Genomic DNA, 15,804 nt, shown 5'->3' with positions numbered 1-15,804 from the left:
CCAACCCGTTATTTCCCTTGAGAATTTCGTCAGGACAGGCAAACGACAGACCGCGAGGGCAGGCCCCGATCCTGGGGCCGCCCTGAATCAATTCCTCAGGCGGCCTTGCCAAGGCCTTGAGACGAAGTGAAAGCGAAGCGAGATGTCGGGGACTGACAAGAGCAAAGCGGGCCTGTCCCTCGGCGGTCCCATCGTGATCCTGGTCGAGCCGCAGCTCGGTGAAAACATCGGCATGGCCGCACGGGCCATGGGCAATTTTGCGCTGTCCGCCCTTCGCATCGTCAACCCCCGGGACGGCTGGCCCAACATCGCTGCCCAGCGCGCCGCCGCCGGCGCCGACCACATTCTGGAAAAGGTCGAATTGTTTGGCACGGTGGAAGAGGCGGTCGCCGACCTCGACCTCCTGTTCGCCACCACCGCGCGCCCTCACGACCAGGCCAAGCCGGTGGTCGGGCCGGAGGCTGCGGCCAGCGAGATCGCCGGGCACGTCGCCGCAGGAGGCAAGGCCGGTATCCTGTTCGGCAGGGAGCGCTGGGGGCTGACCAATGAGGAGGTCGGGCTCTCCAACCGCATCATCACCTTCCCGGTCAATCCGGGCTTTGCCTCGCTCAACCTCGCCCAGGCCGTGCTGCTGGTCGGCTATGAATGGTTCAAGCGCGCGACCTCCGGCGAGCTGCCGCATACCATGCCGGAGCGCTCCGAGCGCGCCTCGCAGCACCAGATGCAGGCCTTCTTCGACAACCTCGTGCGCGAGCTCGACAAGGTGGAATTTTTGCGGCCGGCCGAGAAGCGCGACACCATGCTGGTGAACCTGCGCAACATCTTCACGCGGATGGAGCCGACCAAGCAGGACATGCACACCCTCCACGGCGTGGTGATGGCGATTGCCGAGGGGCGCAAGGGACCGGCCAAGGGCGGCGTGCTCGACGGCGAGCAGGCGACGCGCCTGCGCGCCCTTCTGGCCGAACACGGGCAGGGCGGCGGCGTCTCAGACAGTGGCTCGACCGTGCGCGGCCTCGCCCGTCTGCTCCGGCGCAACCCGACCGACGCCGAGCGGCTGCTCTGGCAGGCGCTGACCCGCGACCGCCGCTTCGCCGGGCAGTTCAAGCGACAGACCCCGGTGGGGCGGCACATCCCGGACTTCGTCTCCTTCCCGCACCGGATCGCGATCGAGCTGGTCAACCCGGGCGAAGGCGAGGCGATCGCGGCCGACCGGGCGGGGCGGCGGAGCTGGCTGGAAGCGCGCGACTATCGGGTGCTGGACATTCGCGCCGCGGATGTGGAGCGGGATCTGGAGGCGGAGTTGGTGCGGCTTGCTGGGATGATGGAGCAGGCAACGTAGGTGCCGTCGCGGAAGGTCTCGCAGGGTCGGCAAAGCGACTTGTCCGCCGTAGCTCGAAGAGCGAAAGCGAAAATGTACCCATCCTCTCGATCAAGGGAGCTGAAACAGAAGTCGTGGGCACACCCCCGGGACCGCGCTTGTGGTTCGCAGGGCAGGTTGGCGTAGCGTAACCCGCCTCTTTGCGATCCGAACGGAAAGAGCCGTGCTGGATTATGCCTTCGGCTACACTACCCTCACGCATCTATCGCCCGAGCAGCACGTCGCGCTCCACTGCGATCCATGTTGTCCGCGCTACCGCCAGCAACCTGCCACCTTCATCATGCAGCGCCGCGTCCGCGGTCCGCTTGCGGCCGTCGCGGCCGGTGGGCCAGGCCGTGATGACGCAGGGTTCGCCGGGTCGCGGGCTGGCCTCGATCCGGGCCGCCATCCGTCCCAGGAGCAGCGGTGTCTTGTCGTAGGTGCCGCTCTGCGGGTTGCAATTGCTGGCGAAGCCGGTGGGGCAATCGAGCGCCGACCAGAGGAATTCCGGCGCGACCAGGCCATCCTCCTCGGCGAGGTTCGGATCCGGTGTCCACGTCGCCGCAAGAACGGCGTTCTCTGCACGACGGCGGAGCGGCCCGGCGAAGACGCGCAGCCCATCGCCTTGCGACCGCGCGGGACCGCAGACGAAACAGTTCGGTAGCGGATGCTCGTGCGGCTCGAACAGCGCCAGCAATCCGGCGGCGCGTGCTTCCTGCAAGCTGGCCGTTTCGAGCTGCGCGAGCTCGACATTCGCCGCTCGCCCCGTTGCAACGACCTTGTCGCCGTCACGAAGCTCCCACGTGCCATCGGCGGCCGCGGCCGCATCGAGCGGCGTGTCCAGCGGAGGCGGCGCGCGAAGCATCACCTCGGCGCTGCCGGGAATGTGCCGGGCCAGCCGACCGCAGACATAGCCGCCGTTGCCGGAGTTCGGAGGACCGCAAAAGCGCTTGGCGATGATGATTTCTGTCAATTCCGCTGTCCTCGTTTGCCTTCCCGGGTCCAGTCTATCTGATCTTCAGGACAATTCTGCCCTGAACCGTGCGGCCCGCGACGGCACGCATGGCGTTGCCGGCCTCCTCCAAAGGGAGGACGCGATCGATGTGCGGGCGGATTTTTCCGTCGGCCAGCCATTGCACCAGCGTGTGATTCATCCGCGCGGCTTCGTCTGGATATTTCTCCGCCCAGGCGCCGGCGAAGACGCCGATGATGGAATAGTTCTTCAACAGTGGCAGGTTCATCGGGATTGACGGAATCTCGCCGCAGGTAAAGCCGATCGGCATTAGCCGTCCGCCCCATGCCATCAGTCGGGCCATCTGCTCGAAGATCGCGCCGCCGACATTGTCGAAGCCAATGTCGATGCCTTCTCCCGATGTGATCGCCTTGATCCGCCCGCGCAGATCCTCGCTGCGATAGTTGATGACCTCGCTGGCACCGTAACCGCGGACCAGGGCCGCTTTGTCGTCGGCGCCGACGCCGGCGACGACGCGCAGGCCGAGATGCCGGCCGAGATCGATGGCGGCAAGGCCAACCCCGCCGGCCGCGCCGGTGATGAGCACGGTCTCGCCGGCTTGCGCCCGTGCCCGCTCGGCCAGCGCGTAACAGGCCGTGCCGTAATTGTGCAGGATCGTTGCCGCGGTCTCGAACGCAACGCCATCGGGCAGGCGCACGCTCTTCGATTCCTTCGCGATCATCCGTTCGGCGTAGCCGCCGGTCCAACTGCTGCACGCCACGCGATCGCCGGGCGCGAACGCCGTGACCCGCTCGCCGACCGCGACCACGACACCGGCTGCTTCCGTGCCAGGCACGAAGGGCGTCGGCGGCCGCATCTGGTAGAGGCCCGAGACCATCAACTGGTCCATGAAGCTGACCGAGGCCGCATGAACGTCGATCAGGATCTCGTCTGCGGCGGGCTTCGGCTCGTCGATCTCGTCGATTCGCAGATCTTGCGGTCCGGTGAACGAACGGCACACCACGGCTTTCATCGGGGCGCTCCGAACAGGCGCGGCAGCAGCATGGGAACGCGCCGGCGATAGTCCTGATACGTCGCCCCGAACACGGCGATCAGATCCCGCTCCTCGAACTGCAATGCGACCAGGATGTAGGCCGTGTTGGCGAGCGCGAACAGCAGATGGCCTGATGTCATCACGGGCGTGGCCCAGAACGCGAGCAGAAAGCCGAGCATGATCGGATGCCGCACGATCTTGTAGAGCAGCGGCGTCCGGAACGACTGGTTCGGCATCTCGGCCCCGCGCAGCGCGAAAAGAGCCTGGCGCAGGCCGAACAGATCGAAATGATCGATCATGTGGGTCGAGGCGAACGCGATCAGCCAGCCGAGCCAATGCACGGAGGTCAGCACCCCCGCCGCAATACCGCTCGCCTGCCAGACCGGTGCAGGGATCGGCCGCCATTGCCAGAACAGCAAGAGGAGGATCAGGCTCGAGAGCAACACATAGGTGCTGCGCTGGCAGGCCTCGGGAATGAATCCGGCCAGCCATCGCTTGAAGGCCGGACGCGCCATGACGCTGTGCTGGATGGCGAACAGGCTCATCAGTAGGAGGTCGACGACGACGGCCTCGCTTACATTCGAAGCGGGCCCGACATCGATGGACTTCGGCACGACATAATTGCCGACGAAACCGAGCGCGTAGAGAAATGAAACCGTGAAGACGGCATAGCTCACGAGGGCGTAGAGCAGGATTGCGAGGCGTGCGAACATGGGTTTTCCTATTGTGCCGATGGCGACGGTGCCGCATGCAGAGCCTGGGCGCTCGCCGGCGAGCAGGCTCGATCTGGCCCGACCGTATCCGCCGGACCGTCCCCTGCGCGTCCCCCGGAGAACGCAAGCCGGAAGAAGAGGATTTCCATGACGGCTTTTTCGCTGGAGACGTTCGGGTTCCCCGAGCTCTACGCCGACGGCCGCCCGATCAAGCTGGCCTTGCGCAAGGGGCTTGCGCTGCTGGTCTATCTCGGGGAGGCCAAGGGCGCCGTCGCGCGCGAAATCATGGCCACGCTGCTGTGGCCGGAGACGCCCCGGGAGACCGGCCTTGCGCGCTTGCGGCGGCTGCTTCACCGCGTCGAGCTCACGCTGGGCCAAGCGGTGTTCGAGACCGACCGCACCAGTCTGAGATGGTCGCCGGACCTCGAGCTGAAGCTCGACTCACGTCTGTTCGAGGATTCCTGCGATCGCGGCGCGTTCGAACAAGCGTGCCTGATCTACCGGGGCGACTTCCTGGCGGGCTTCGCGCCGGGAGACTGCCCCGAGTTCGACGACTGGGCGTTCTTCCGCCGCGAGGCGCTGCGGGGACGGCTGGTGCATGCGCTGGAGCGTCTCGTGCAGGACAAGAACGCGGCCGGAGATCATTTTGCCGCGACGGCACATGCGCAGCGCCTGGTCGAGCTCGATCCGCTCAGCGAAGTCTATGGCCGGCACTTGATCCGCAGCCTGCTGCTATCAGGCGACCGAAGCGCGGCAGAACGTTATCACGCGGCACTCACGCAGCGGCTGCGGGATGAGCTCGGGGTCGCACCGGAGGCCGAGACCGAGGCGCTCATGAGTCCGGCCGCAGCACCGCACGCCGCTCCGACGACGCGCTACGTGAAGGGCGTCGGCGTGCATCTGGCCTATCAGACCTATGGCAGCGGCCCGCTCGATATTCTGGTGATGCCGGGCTTCGTGTCGCATGTGGAGCGTGCCTGGGAGAGCCCTGCGAGCCGGACGTTCCTGGCGTCATTGATGAAGCTCGGGCGCCTCATCGTGTTCGATCGTCGTGGGATCGGGCTGTCCGACCGGGTCGGATCGGCGCCTGGTATCGACGTCACCGCGGAGGATATCGGCACCGTGCTGCGCGCGGTGGATTCCCGCCGCGTCGTACTGTTCGGCGCGTCCGAATGCGGGCCGGCTTGCGTCAAATTTGCGGTCGATCAGCCGCGCGTCGTGGCCGGGCTCATCCTGTTCGGCGCCTTGGCCAAGGGATGCTGGTCGGAGGATTACCCGCATGCCTTGCGCGCCAGTCAGTATGACGCCTGGAGCAGGCATCTGGTCGCGCAATGGGGCGGGCCGGTCGGGATCGAGACCTTCGCGCCGAGCCTTGCGGGCGATCCGAAGGCGCGCGCCTGGTGGGCCGGATTGCTGCGCGCGGCGTCCAGTCCCGGCGGCATCTCGGCCGTGCTCGAAGCCTTTCGCGACGCCGACGTGCGGCACCTTCTGCCTGAGATCAACGTGCCGACGCTGGTGCTGCACCGGCGCGGCGACCGGGCCGTGCGGATCGCCGCCGGGCGCGATATCGCGAGCCGGATCAAGGGTGCGCAGTTCGTCGAGCTCGATGGCGAGGATCACTGGTTCTTCGCAGGCGATCAGCAGCCGGTGCTGGCGGCGATCGGGCAGTTTGTGGAGACGTTGAATCGTCCTCCGCCGTAGCCCGGATGGAGCGGAGCGCAATCCGGGAGGGTGTTCCCGCATTCCGCTCCGCTCCATGCGGGCTACAAAGTGAGAGCGATCACACCGCCTCCAAATGCTCCGCCCCGCGCCTCTTCTTCGTCTTTGCCTGACCGAGCAGGGGGCCCGCAGCGAGCGCGGCCGTATCGGCGACGCCGGGATCGCGCGACACCATCGCGGCGACGATCGCGCCATCGATGAGGAGGCCGAGTTGATGCGCGAGCACGACCGGCTCGTTTGATCCGAGCTCGCCGGCGAGCTTCTCGATGTGGCCGAGCACGATCTTCTTGTGCTTCAGCGCGATGTTCCGGAACTGCTTGGCGTCCTTGTCGTGCTCGCCGACGGCGTTGATGAAGGGGCAGCCGTAGAAGCGCTCTTCGCCAAACCAGCTCTTCAGCGCCGGGAAGATGCGCGCCAGCTTGGCCTGCGCGTCGCCGCCGCCTTCCTCCATGGCGGCGATGAACCATTCGCGCCACTGCTTGCCTTCGCTCTCCAGCACTGCGTTGACGAGGTTGGTCTTGGAGCCGAACAGCTTGTAGAGCGTGGTCTTCGCGGTGCCGGCCTCCTCGATGATCGCATCGATACCGGTGGCATTGATTCCGTTCTTGCAGAACAGATGCGATGCGGCGCTGAGCAGGCGCCCGCGCGCGGATTCGTCGTCGCCGATGGCGGCGTGGGGCGAGGTCTTCTTCGATGACGTCTTGGCCATGGCGACGAACTTACCCGCAGCCGCGCGGTATCATCAAGCCGCATCTGTTTCGCGCCGAAAAGATTCGCATCGGCGCGCGCATCTGCATCGCCTTTGAGCAGAGCGCGGCTGATCAATCCGCGGGCAGCGACGCTTAAGCGGCTCCATCGCCTCGCATTTCGTTTTCCGCCCGCTTTGGCACGCCCTATGCAAGGAAACAGACCGTTCGGTATCCTGCCGTTTTTCACGGCTGCCAGGGAGAAAAAGATGACTGCCGTCGTTCAAAAGACAGTGCTGACGGGGTGCCTTGCGCCCATCGACAAGAATGGCCTCGAGCAACTGATCGCGAGCGGCAAGGCTAATCCGAAGGTCGTCAAGACCTTGAAGTGCAAGACGGTCGCGGAAGGCAAGTTCCGCCACGCCAACTATATCCGCAATCTGCCGCCCTACATCGTCGATGAGCCGCCGGGGCTCCTGGGCGACGACACCGCCCCCAATCCGTCGGAAGCCTCGCTCGCCGCGCTCGGCTCGTGCCTTGCAGTTGGCCTGCACGCCAATGCGGTGCACCGCGGCTGGATCGTCAACAAGCTCGAGCTCGAGCTCGAAGGCGACCTCAACATCACCGCGGTGTGGGGCACCGGCGACACCTCCGACAAGCCCGTCGGCTTCACCGACGTCCGCGTCAAGGTCGACATGGAATGCGAGGGCATCGCGCAGGACGAGATCGACGCGCTGGTCGCCCATGTCAAGAAATGGTCGCCGGTCGCCAACACCTTCACCCGTCCGGTCAATCTCGAGGTCGGCATCTAGCTGAATAGCAACCAGGACAAGGTGCGGGAGACGATCATGGGTTCACTGGCTTTATCGCGGGTCGAAGTTCTGGATCAGCCCGCACCTTCCATTGCAGGAGAAGTGGCGCGGATCGCACGGGAGCAACTCGCGCCGCTCGCGGCCGGCATCGACGACGGTTCGGTCTATCCAGCCGACGTGCTGCGCAAATTCGGCGAGGTCGGCGCCTGGGGAAGTCACGTCCCGCAAGAGGGTCCCGCCGACCTGCGCTGCGCGATCCAGGCCATTGAGGCGATCGGAGAGGTCTGCGGAGCCACGGCCTTCATGGCCTGGTGCCAGAACACCCTGGTCTGGTACGCCGCCAACTCGACTAACCTGAAGCTCGCCAAGCGCTTCGGCGATGCCTTCTCGACCGGCCGGGTGCTCGGCGGCACCGGGCTCTCCAATCCGATGAAGAGCTTCTTCGGCATCGAGAAGCTGAAATTGAAGGGGCGCAGGGTCGAGGGTGGCTATGTCGTGCGGGGGGCGCTGCCCTGGGTCTCCAACCTCGGTCCCGATCATTACTTCGGCACGATTTTCGAGCGCGAGGACGCGGAGGAAACGGTGATGTTCCTCGCCGATTGCGCCGATCCCGCGATCACGCTGACGCCGTGCAAGCCGTTCATGGCGATGGACGGCACCGGCACCTATGGCGTGCAGTTCCGCGACGTCTTCGTGCCGGACGAATTGATCCTCGCCGATCCCGCCGGCCCCTTCGTCAAGAAGATCCGCGCCGGCTTCATCCTGCTGCAGGCCGGCATGGCGCTCGGCCTCATCAAGGACTGCATCAACATCATGGATGAGGTGGACAATCCCCTCGGCCATATCAACCGCTATCTGCCGCAGCAGCCGGTGCATTTCCGCGATCTCGCCGCCGAGCTCGAGGCCGAGACCATGGCGCTGGCGCGCGATCCCTACAACGAGGAGGAAACCTACTGGCGCAAGGTGATCGCGCTCAGGCTTCGCGCCGGCGAGGCCAGCGTCGCGGCGGCGCATGCGGCGATGCTGCATTGTGGCGCGCGCGGCTACCTCAAGAGCCACCGCGCACAGCGGCGCCTGCGCGAGGCCTATTTCATTGCGATCGTCACGCCGGCTACCAAGCAGCTGCGCAAGATGCTCGCCGATTGCTGAGCTTCACGAGTCCACCCAGAAGACCCCCAACCTCAACGGAGAGGCCGCCAATGACGGACGTTCTGATTTCTGCCAGCGAACTTGCCGATCTCTTGAAGCTTGAACCCTGTGTCGTGATCGACACCCGCAATCCCGACGCTTATGCTGCCGGGCACCTGCCCAATGCCGTGAACGTGCACGAGATCTTCACGTTCCTTGCAACCTCGACGCCGGAGGGCATCAGCGAGCTGAAGACCAAATTCGCCGATGCTTTCGGCGCGGCCGGCCTCTCCGGCAAGGAAACGGCCGTGATCTACGAGCAGTCGATGAATTCCGGCTTCGGCCAGTCCTGCCGCGGCTACTACCTCCTCACCATGCTTGGCTATCCCAAGGTCAAGGTGTTGCATGGCGGCTTCGACGCGTGGGCAGCGGCGGGCTTCCCGGTGACGAAGGATGTCCCGGCGCCGGCGAAAGCCTCGTTCGCGATCGTACCCGAGGCCGGCGAGATCCTGATCGACGCCAAGACCATGCTCGCCGCGGTCGGCAAGCCCGGCATTGCCATTCTAGACGTGCGCGACGTCGACGAGTGGATTGGCGACAGCTCCTCGCCCTACGGCAAGGATTTCTGCCCGCGCAAGGGCCGTATCCCCGGCGCAGTGTGGCTGGAATGGTACCGCATGATGAAGCCGACCGCGGAAGGCCCGCGCTTCAAGTCCAAGGACGAGATTTTGGCGGAATGTGCCACCGTCGGCATCTCGCCGACCACACCTGTCTATCTCTACTGCTTCAAGGGAGCGCGGGCCTCGAACACGTTCCTGGCGCTGAAGAACGCCGGCGTGAAGGACGTGCGGATGTATTTCGGCTCCTGGAACGAATGGTCGCGCGATCCGTCGCTGCCGATTGAGCAGGGGCTGCCGGTGGCTGCCCAGGTAACAGGCAAGGCGGCATAGAACCTGCATGTTTCCCGTGGCCCGGCTGCGCAAGGGGGCAGCCGGGCCACGAAGGAATTTTGAGCCGACGCGGCGGACAACGGCGTCCGCCGCACGGTGTGACAAAGGGGCGCAGAAACATGTCCACGTTTAACGATCCGTTCGATGCCGACCGCAATCTTCAGTCCGGATGTGTGTGCGGCCAGCACGCTTCGGCGGGAGAGCACGAGGCCGCGTTGACCCTGCGATGCGAGCCCGTTGAGAGCGAGGAGAAGCGCTACGAGGGCGTGGTTGCGTCTGCCGTGATGCGCGCCATGTTTCCGCAGGATGGGGCGCGGCGCGCATTCCTGAAATCGGTCGGGGCCTCCACTGCGCTCGCCGCGCTGTCGCAGTTCTTCCCGCTCAAGACCGCGACCGAGGCGTTTGCGCAAGCCGGCGCGCCGGAGAAAAAGGACCTCAAGGTCGGCTTCATCCCGATCACCTGCGCCACGCCCATCATCATGGCGGCCCCGATGGGATTCTATTCCAAGCACGGTCTGAACGTCGAGGTGGTCAAGACCGCCGGCTGGGCCGTGGTTCGCGACAAGACCATCAACAAGGAATACGACGCCGCGCACATGCTGGCGCCGATGCCGATTGCGATCTCGCTCGGCCTGGGTGCCAACCCGGTTCCATTTGCCGTCCCTGCGATCGAGAACATCAACGGGCAGGGCATCACGCTTGCCATGAAGCACAAGGACAAGCGCGATCCGAAGGACTGGAAGGGGATGAAGTTCGCAATTCCCTTCGACTATTCGATGCACAATTATCTCTTGCGGTATTATCTCGCCGAGCACGGTCTCGACCCCGACACCGACGTGCAGCTGCGCTCGGTGCCGCCGCCGGAAATGGTCGCGAATCTGCGCGCCGACAACATCGACGGCTTCCTCGCTCCCGACAACATCTGCCAGCGCGCGATCTATGACGGCGTCGGCTTCATGCACATCCTGTCGAAGGAGATCTGGGACGGCCATCCCTGCTGCAGCTTCGCCGCCAGTCGCGAGTTCATCACGACGGCACCGAACAGCTTTGCAGCGCTGACGCGCGCCATCGTCGATGCCACCGCCTTTGCATCGAAAGCGGAGAACCGCAAGCAGATCGCAGAAGCGATTGCGCCGGCCAACTATATCAACGCGCCGGTGACGGTGCTCGAGCAGGTGCTGACCGGCACCTATGCCGACGGGCTCGGCGGAGTGAAGACCGACGCCAAGCGCGTCGATTTCGATCCGTTCCCCTGGCAGTCCTTCGCGGTGTGGATGCTGACGCAGATGAAGCGCTGGGGCCAGATCAAGGGCGACGTCGATTACAAGGCCGTCGCCGAGCAGGTGTATCTCGCCACCGACACCAAGAAGCTGATGACCGAAATGGGCCTGTCGCCGCCGGCGAGCGCCTACAAGTCTTTCGCGGTGATGGGCAAGACGTTCGATCCGGCCAAGCCGGAGGATTATGTGGCGAGCTTCAAGATCAGGAAGGCGTCGTGATGGGCTGGGCTCTCGTGTCCCGGGCACGGCGCAGCGCAAAGCGGTGCGACGCAGAACCGGGACCCAGCCGGCCCGGCTGGGCCCCGGCTCTGCGAAGCAGCATTGCGTGCTGCATCGCGTCCGGGACACATGGGGTGAGGTCGGCGCGATGAATTCCTCCCTCCGCCTCCGTGCGGGCCTCGTCTCCATCGTGCTGCTCGCTGCGTTTCTCGGCATCTGGCACCTGGCCACGCGCTCGACCGGTGCAACCACGACGATGAGCCCGGAATACGCCAAGCTGATGGGCCTCACCGCGACGCAGGGCAAATCAACGATGCCGGGACCGCTCGATGTCGGCGCCAAGCTGTTGGAGCATTTGAAACGGCCATTCTACGATAACGGCCCGAACGACAAGGGCCTCGGCATCCAGCTCGCTTATTCGATCGCACGCGTCGGCACCGGCTATCTGCTTGCGGTGCTGGTCGCGATCCCGCTCGGCTTCCTGATCGGCATGTCGCCGCTGCTCAGCAAGGCGCTCGATCCCTTCATTCAGGTGCTCAAGCCGATCTCGCCGCTGGCCTGGATGCCGCTCGCGCTCTACACCATCAAGGATTCCTCGGTCTCGGCGATCTTCGTCATCTTCATCTGCTCGATCTGGCCGATGCTGCTCAACACCGTGTTCGGTGTTGCCAGCGTGCGCAAGGAATGGATCAACGTGGCGCGCACGCTCGAAGTCGGCACCGTCAGGCGCGCCTTCACCGTGATCCTCCCCGCCGCGGCGCCGACGATCCTGACCGGAATGCGCATCTCGGTCGGCATCGCATGGCTCGTCATCGTCGCCGCCGAGATGCTCGTCGGCGGCACCGGCATCGGATATTACGTCTGGAACGAGTGGAATAATCTGTCGATCACCAACGTCATCATCGCAATCCTGCTGATCGGAGTCATCGGCATGCTGCTCGACCAGATTCTGGCGCGCTTCACGCGCATGGTCACGTTTCCGGAGTAGACATGACCGATAAATTCATCTCCATCGAGGGCATCGCCAAGCGCTATCCCGGCGCGGGTGGCGCTACGACCACCATCTTCGAGAATCTCTGGCTGTCGATGGCGCGCGGCGAGTTTGCCTGCGTGATCGGCCATTCCGGCTGCGGCAAGACCACGGTGCTCAACATCCTCGCCGGCCTCGACGCGCCGAGCGAGGGCGCGGTCATCGTCGACGGACAGGCGATCTCCGGTACCAGCCTCGATCGTGCCGTGATCTTCCAGAGCCATGCGCTGTTGCCCTGGCGCACCGTGCTCGGCAACGTCAGCTACGCCGTGAGCTCGAAATGGCGAAGCTGGGACCGCGCCAAGGTGAGGGCGCACGCGCAGAACTTCATTGATCTCGTCGGCCTCGCCGGCTCCGAACACAAGCGGCCATCGGAACTATCGGGCGGCATGAAGCAGCGCGTCGGTATCGCGCGTGCCTTGTCGATCACGCCGAAGATGATGCTGATGGACGAGCCCTTCTCGGCGCTGGACGCGCTGACGCGGGGCACGCTGCAGGACGAGGTCCGGCGTATCTGCCTCGAGACCGGGCAGACCGCATTCATGATCACCCACGACGTCGACGAGGCGATGTATCTCGCCGACAAGATCTTCCTGATGACCAACGGGCCGGGTGCGGTGCTGGCCGAGGTCGTCGAAAATCCGCTGCCGCGGGATCGCGGCCGCATCGATCTTCACCGCCATCCGCTCTATTATGCGCTGCGCAACCACATCATCGATTTCCTGGTGACGCGCAGCAAGACCTTTGCCGCCGAAACGCTGGGCCACGATCCACGCAACGTGCCGACGGTACATATCGGCAAGCCCGGGCTGACGATCGCCTCGAACGTCGAGGAGCAAAGACAGACCTGGATACCCGGGCCCAGTCCCGGACTCACCGCCTGAGAGGAGACCCTGACATGAAACGCGAAGACCTCACCGAAAAGCTGCTCGACATCAAGCGCGAGAAGGGCTGGAGCTGGAAGCACATCTGCGACAAGATCGGCGGCTATTCCGAGGTGCTGATCACGGGCGCCATCCTCGGCCAGATGAAGCTGACGAAGCCGCAGGCGGCCAATGCAGGCGAGCTGTTCGGCCTGTCGAAGGCTGAAGTCGCCATGCTGAACGAGACGCCAATGCGCGGCATGCCGATGCCCCCGACCGATCCCCTGATCTATCGCTTCTACGAACTCGTGATGGTGAACGGGCCGGCCTGGAAGGCCTTGATCGAGGAGGAGTACGGCGACGGCATCATGTCGGCGATCGATTTCGACATGGTGATGGAACGACAGCCCAACCCGAAGGGCGACCGCGTCAAGATCACCATGAGCGGCAAATTCCTGCCGTACAAATATTACGGCGCCAGCGGCAACGTGCCGGAATACGGCTTCAAGGAGGAGTGACCGCGGCGAAGGCGGCGCGCAACGCGCCGACCTCTGCCATCTCGCGAATATAGGTGAAGGATCCCTTGTCCTTCATCTCGCGCGCGCAGGTCAGGAACGCGGCAAGCGCGTAGCGCGACAACGCCCCGCCGACGCTGATGCGCTTGACGCCGGCGTCCGACAATTGCTCGGCCGTCAGCGTCGGGTCGGCAAAGCCCATGACGTGGTTGAACGGCTTACCGAGCGAGGAGACGACGGTCCGGATCGTGCCGAGGTCGTACAGGCCGGGCGCATAGAGGACATCGGCGCCCGCGGCCTCGAAGGCCTGCAGGCGGCGAACCGTGTCGTCGATGTCCTTGCGGCCGTGCAGGAAGTTCTCGGCCCGCGCGGTCAGCGTGAACGGAAACGGCAGCGCACGCGCCGTTTCGACGGCGGCCTGGACGCGCTCGACCGCGTGGGAAAAGTCGTAAATGGGGCGATCGCGGTCGCCGCTGAAATCCTCGATCGATCCGCCGACGGCGCCGGCCTCGGCGGCGCGCTGTATCGCCTGGGCGGCACGCTTCGGCTCGTCCGCACCGCAATTCTCGAGGTCGACACTGACGGGCAGGTCGGTCGCCTCGACGATCGCGCGCGCGTTGGCGAGGATGACATCGAGGCTGACGCCGCTCCTGCCAAGCATGTTGGCGACCCCGAGGCTCGTCGTCGCCAGGGCCTCGAAGCCCATCGCCGCGAGCAACTTGGCGGTGCCGGCGTCCCATGGATTGGGAATGATGAAGGCGCCTCGGCGCGCGTGCAGGGCGCGGAACGCTGTCGCCTTGTCCAGCTGGCTCATCATGGCTCGTCTCCGTGTTGTCGGTCGAGGCAGGCTTAGGAGCATTTTCGCCATCCGACAAATTTGTTATTCTTACGGAAGACATCAGTTTTTTGCATGAGGTCGTAATGGACAGTGACGCCCTCAACACCTTCCTGACCGTTCATCGCAAGGGAGGGATTTCGAATGCCGCGAAATTCCTGCACCGCTCGCAGCCGGCGATCTCGCGCCGCATCGCGCTGCTGGAGCATGAGCTCGGCGTGCCCCTGTTCGAACGAGTGGCAGGCCGCACCCGGCTCAGCGATGCCGGACGCGTGCTGATTCCCTATGCCGAGCGCGCGGTTGCCGCGGCAGAGGACGCCGAACAGGCGATCCGCGCATTGACCAAGCAGAATGCAGGGCCGGTGTCGCTCGCGGTGACCGGAACGCTGGCCGATAGTCGCCTGTCGACCATCATGAAGCGGTTCGCAAAGGAGAATCCGGCCGTCACGCTGGCCTTGCAGACCGCGACCAGCGCGGAGGTCAGCGATCTCGTCCGGCGCGGCGAGGCGACGATCGGCCTGCGTTACAACACCGACCGCTCCGGCGACCTCACCTGCGAGCTGGTGCTGAGCGAGGCGTTGCAGGTGGTCTGTGCGCCCGACCATCCTCTGGCTGGAAAGCGCGTGAAGCGCCTCGCGGAGCTCAGCGGCGAGCGCTGGATCGCATTCCCGGCGACGCGCGGGCGCCGCGAGATCGCCGCGGCTCACGTGTTTGCGCTGTTTCTCACGCAAGGGCTCGGCGAAGTGGAGTGGACGGCCGTGGATAGCCTCACCGCCCAGAAGCGGCTCGTCGAGGCGGGCTTCGGTGTTGCGCTGCTGGCACGGAGCCACATGGCGGAGGAACTGCGTGCGGCCTCGCTCGCGACGATCGTGGTGGACGATCTTGCGGCGGATCAGGACATCGTTCTCGTCACGCGCCGCGGTGGTTTTCTGAGCGCTGCGGCCGAGCGCCTGCTCGAGACCATCCGGCGCAACTATGCCGGGCGGGACGTCCCGACCACGCGGGACACCGGAAAGCGATCGCCGGCGCGCAAGGGTATTGCGCGCCGGCGCCTTGCTTAACTCAATTATTTCCCGGCTTTGACCTCGGCGGCTGCGACCGCGAGCAGCTCGCTCATCTTGGCGCGAATCGCCTGCTCGGTGACGGCGACGTTCTTGGCGGCGAAATCAGCCGTCAGCTTGCGCACGACGTCGGCATCGCCGGCCTCCTCGAAGTCGGCCGCAACCACTTCCTTGGCATAGGCGGTGGCGGCATCGCCGGAGATGCCGAGCTTTTCGGCGGCCCAAAGCCCGAGCAGCCGGTTGCGGCGGGCCTCCGCCTTGAATTTCTGCTCCTCGTCGAGGGCGTATTTCTTCTCGAAACCTTCCTGGCGCTTGTCGAACTCGCTCATGCCTTGTTCCAAATCCCTCTGATGGCGCGGGGGGCCTTCCGTTGCGACCGCCCGGCTGCGTGCCTACATAGATAGCACATATCGGCAAAACAACGGGCCGTTAAGCCGCAGGCAAGACGGTATAAGTTGGCGCCGGACGGCCGGATCGATTGTGCTCGGACAGCCAATCGGATAGGTTGCCTAAAGGCTTGGTTCCCGTTCTGTTTCCAAGGGTTTATAGATGGGTTCCGGGCTGTTCACGGCAGCTCCGCTGTGGGTCGTAAATCCTAGTAACCGGAGCACACCAAATACATGGATT

Annotated in this window: 16 protein-coding genes; 10 read left to right on the top strand and 6 right to left on the bottom strand. The window is 65.0% G+C overall.

All coding sequences use genetic code 11. The features are described 5' to 3' along the window. The first annotated feature begins 142 nt into the window (after positions 1-142). A complete protein-coding gene (locus XH83_RS23845; protein WP_194403160.1) occupies positions 143-1,342 on the top strand; it encodes a TrmJ/YjtD family RNA methyltransferase in 1,200 nt (399 codons plus the stop codon). 241 nt (positions 1,343-1,583) lie between these two features. On the opposite strand, the gene XH83_RS23840 is transcribed toward XH83_RS23845, so the two are convergent. From XH83_RS23840 to mddA, 3 genes are read right to left on the bottom strand one after another with little or no spacing between them, the layout of a single operon-like run. Further along, positions 1,584-2,333 (bottom strand): hypothetical protein, encoded by a 750-nt coding sequence (locus tag XH83_RS23840; protein ID WP_194403159.1) that lies wholly within the window; start codon positions 2,331-2,333, stop codon positions 1,584-1,586. Between the two features lie 34 nt (positions 2,334-2,367). Beyond that, positions 2,368-3,345 carry an NADPH:quinone oxidoreductase family protein gene (locus XH83_RS23835; protein WP_194403158.1) on the bottom strand — a complete coding sequence of 326 codons (978 nt, stop codon included), beginning with the start codon at positions 3,343-3,345 and terminating at the stop codon, positions 2,368-2,370. Next, positions 3,342-4,079 carry a methanethiol S-methyltransferase gene (mddA, locus tag XH83_RS23830; RefSeq protein ID WP_194403157.1) on the bottom strand — a complete coding sequence of 246 codons (738 nt, stop codon included), beginning with the start codon at positions 4,077-4,079 and terminating at the stop codon, positions 3,342-3,344. Before mddA ends, XH83_RS23835 begins: the two co-directional genes overlap by 4 nt. A 147-nt stretch (positions 4,080-4,226) precedes the next feature. Here mddA and XH83_RS23825 point away from each other — a divergent pair, with 147 nt between their 5' ends. Further along, a complete protein-coding gene (locus XH83_RS23825; RefSeq protein ID WP_194403156.1) occupies positions 4,227-5,780 on the top strand; it encodes an alpha/beta fold hydrolase in 1,554 nt (517 codons plus the stop codon). 79 nt (positions 5,781-5,859) lie between these two features. On the opposite strand, the gene XH83_RS23820 is transcribed toward XH83_RS23825, so the two are convergent. Next, on the bottom strand, positions 5,860-6,507 hold the full coding sequence (locus tag XH83_RS23820) for a TetR/AcrR family transcriptional regulator (protein ID WP_194403155.1): 648 nt from the start codon (positions 6,505-6,507) through the stop codon (positions 5,860-5,862). Positions 6,508-6,753: 246 nt separating this feature from the next. Here XH83_RS23820 and XH83_RS23815 point away from each other — a divergent pair, with 246 nt between their 5' ends. The 7 genes from XH83_RS23815 to cynS all read left to right on the top strand — a co-directional run bounded on the left by XH83_RS23815 (position 6,754) and on the right by cynS (position 13,284). Beyond that, positions 6,754-7,296 carry an OsmC family protein gene (locus tag XH83_RS23815; protein ID WP_194403154.1) on the top strand — a complete coding sequence of 181 codons (543 nt, stop codon included), beginning with the start codon at positions 6,754-6,756 and terminating at the stop codon, positions 7,294-7,296. A 36-nt stretch (positions 7,297-7,332) separates the two neighbouring features. Beyond that, positions 7,333-8,445: an acyl-CoA dehydrogenase family protein gene (locus tag XH83_RS23810; protein ID WP_194403153.1), complete on the top strand. Its 1,113-nt coding sequence runs from the start codon at positions 7,333-7,335 to the stop codon at positions 8,443-8,445. A gap of 50 nt (positions 8,446-8,495) precedes the next feature. Next, positions 8,496-9,374 carry a sulfurtransferase gene (locus tag XH83_RS23805; RefSeq protein WP_194403152.1) on the top strand — a complete coding sequence of 293 codons (879 nt, stop codon included), beginning with the start codon at positions 8,496-8,498 and terminating at the stop codon, positions 9,372-9,374. Positions 9,375-9,493: 119 nt separating this feature from the next. After that, positions 9,494-10,873, top strand: a complete 1,380-nt coding sequence (locus XH83_RS23800; protein WP_194403151.1) for a CmpA/NrtA family ABC transporter substrate-binding protein — start codon at positions 9,494-9,496, stop codon at positions 10,871-10,873. 148 nt (positions 10,874-11,021) lie between these two features. Next, positions 11,022-11,861 (top strand): nitrate ABC transporter permease, encoded by an 840-nt coding sequence (ntrB, locus tag XH83_RS23795; RefSeq protein ID WP_194403150.1) that lies wholly within the window; start codon positions 11,022-11,024, stop codon positions 11,859-11,861. Positions 11,862-11,863: 2 nt separating this feature from the next. Next, positions 11,864-12,787 carry an ABC transporter ATP-binding protein gene (locus XH83_RS23790; RefSeq protein ID WP_194403149.1) on the top strand — a complete coding sequence of 308 codons (924 nt, stop codon included), beginning with the start codon at positions 11,864-11,866 and terminating at the stop codon, positions 12,785-12,787. 14 nt (positions 12,788-12,801) lie between these two features. Continuing rightward, positions 12,802-13,284, top strand: coding sequence for a cyanase (cynS, locus tag XH83_RS23785; RefSeq protein ID WP_194403148.1), 483 nt, complete (start codon positions 12,802-12,804; stop codon positions 13,282-13,284). On the opposite strand, the gene XH83_RS23780 is transcribed toward cynS, so the two are convergent. After that, the gene (locus XH83_RS23780; RefSeq protein ID WP_194403147.1) at positions 13,271-14,098 is read right to left on the bottom strand and encodes an oxaloacetate decarboxylase; all 828 of its coding nucleotides are present in this window, start codon (positions 14,096-14,098) and stop codon (positions 13,271-13,273) included. The two genes, cynS and XH83_RS23780, sit on opposite strands and share 14 nt — an antisense overlap. Positions 14,099-14,202: 104 nt before the next feature. Between XH83_RS23780 and XH83_RS23775 the strand changes: the two genes are divergently transcribed. After that, positions 14,203-15,177 (top strand): LysR family transcriptional regulator, encoded by a 975-nt coding sequence (locus XH83_RS23775; protein ID WP_194403146.1) that lies wholly within the window; start codon positions 14,203-14,205, stop codon positions 15,175-15,177. Between the two features lie 5 nt (positions 15,178-15,182). On the opposite strand, the gene XH83_RS23770 is transcribed toward XH83_RS23775, so the two are convergent. Further along, positions 15,183-15,506, bottom strand: a complete 324-nt coding sequence (locus XH83_RS23770) for a DUF1476 domain-containing protein (RefSeq protein ID WP_194403145.1) — start codon at positions 15,504-15,506, stop codon at positions 15,183-15,185. Positions 15,507-15,804 lie beyond the last annotated feature (298 nt).

This window comes from Bradyrhizobium sp. CCBAU 53351, from assembly GCF_015291745.1.
Lineage (GTDB): Bacteria > Pseudomonadota > Alphaproteobacteria > Rhizobiales > Xanthobacteraceae > Bradyrhizobium.
Note: the sequence above shows the minus strand (reverse complement) of the source record. Positions and strands in the feature narration are given on the sequence as shown.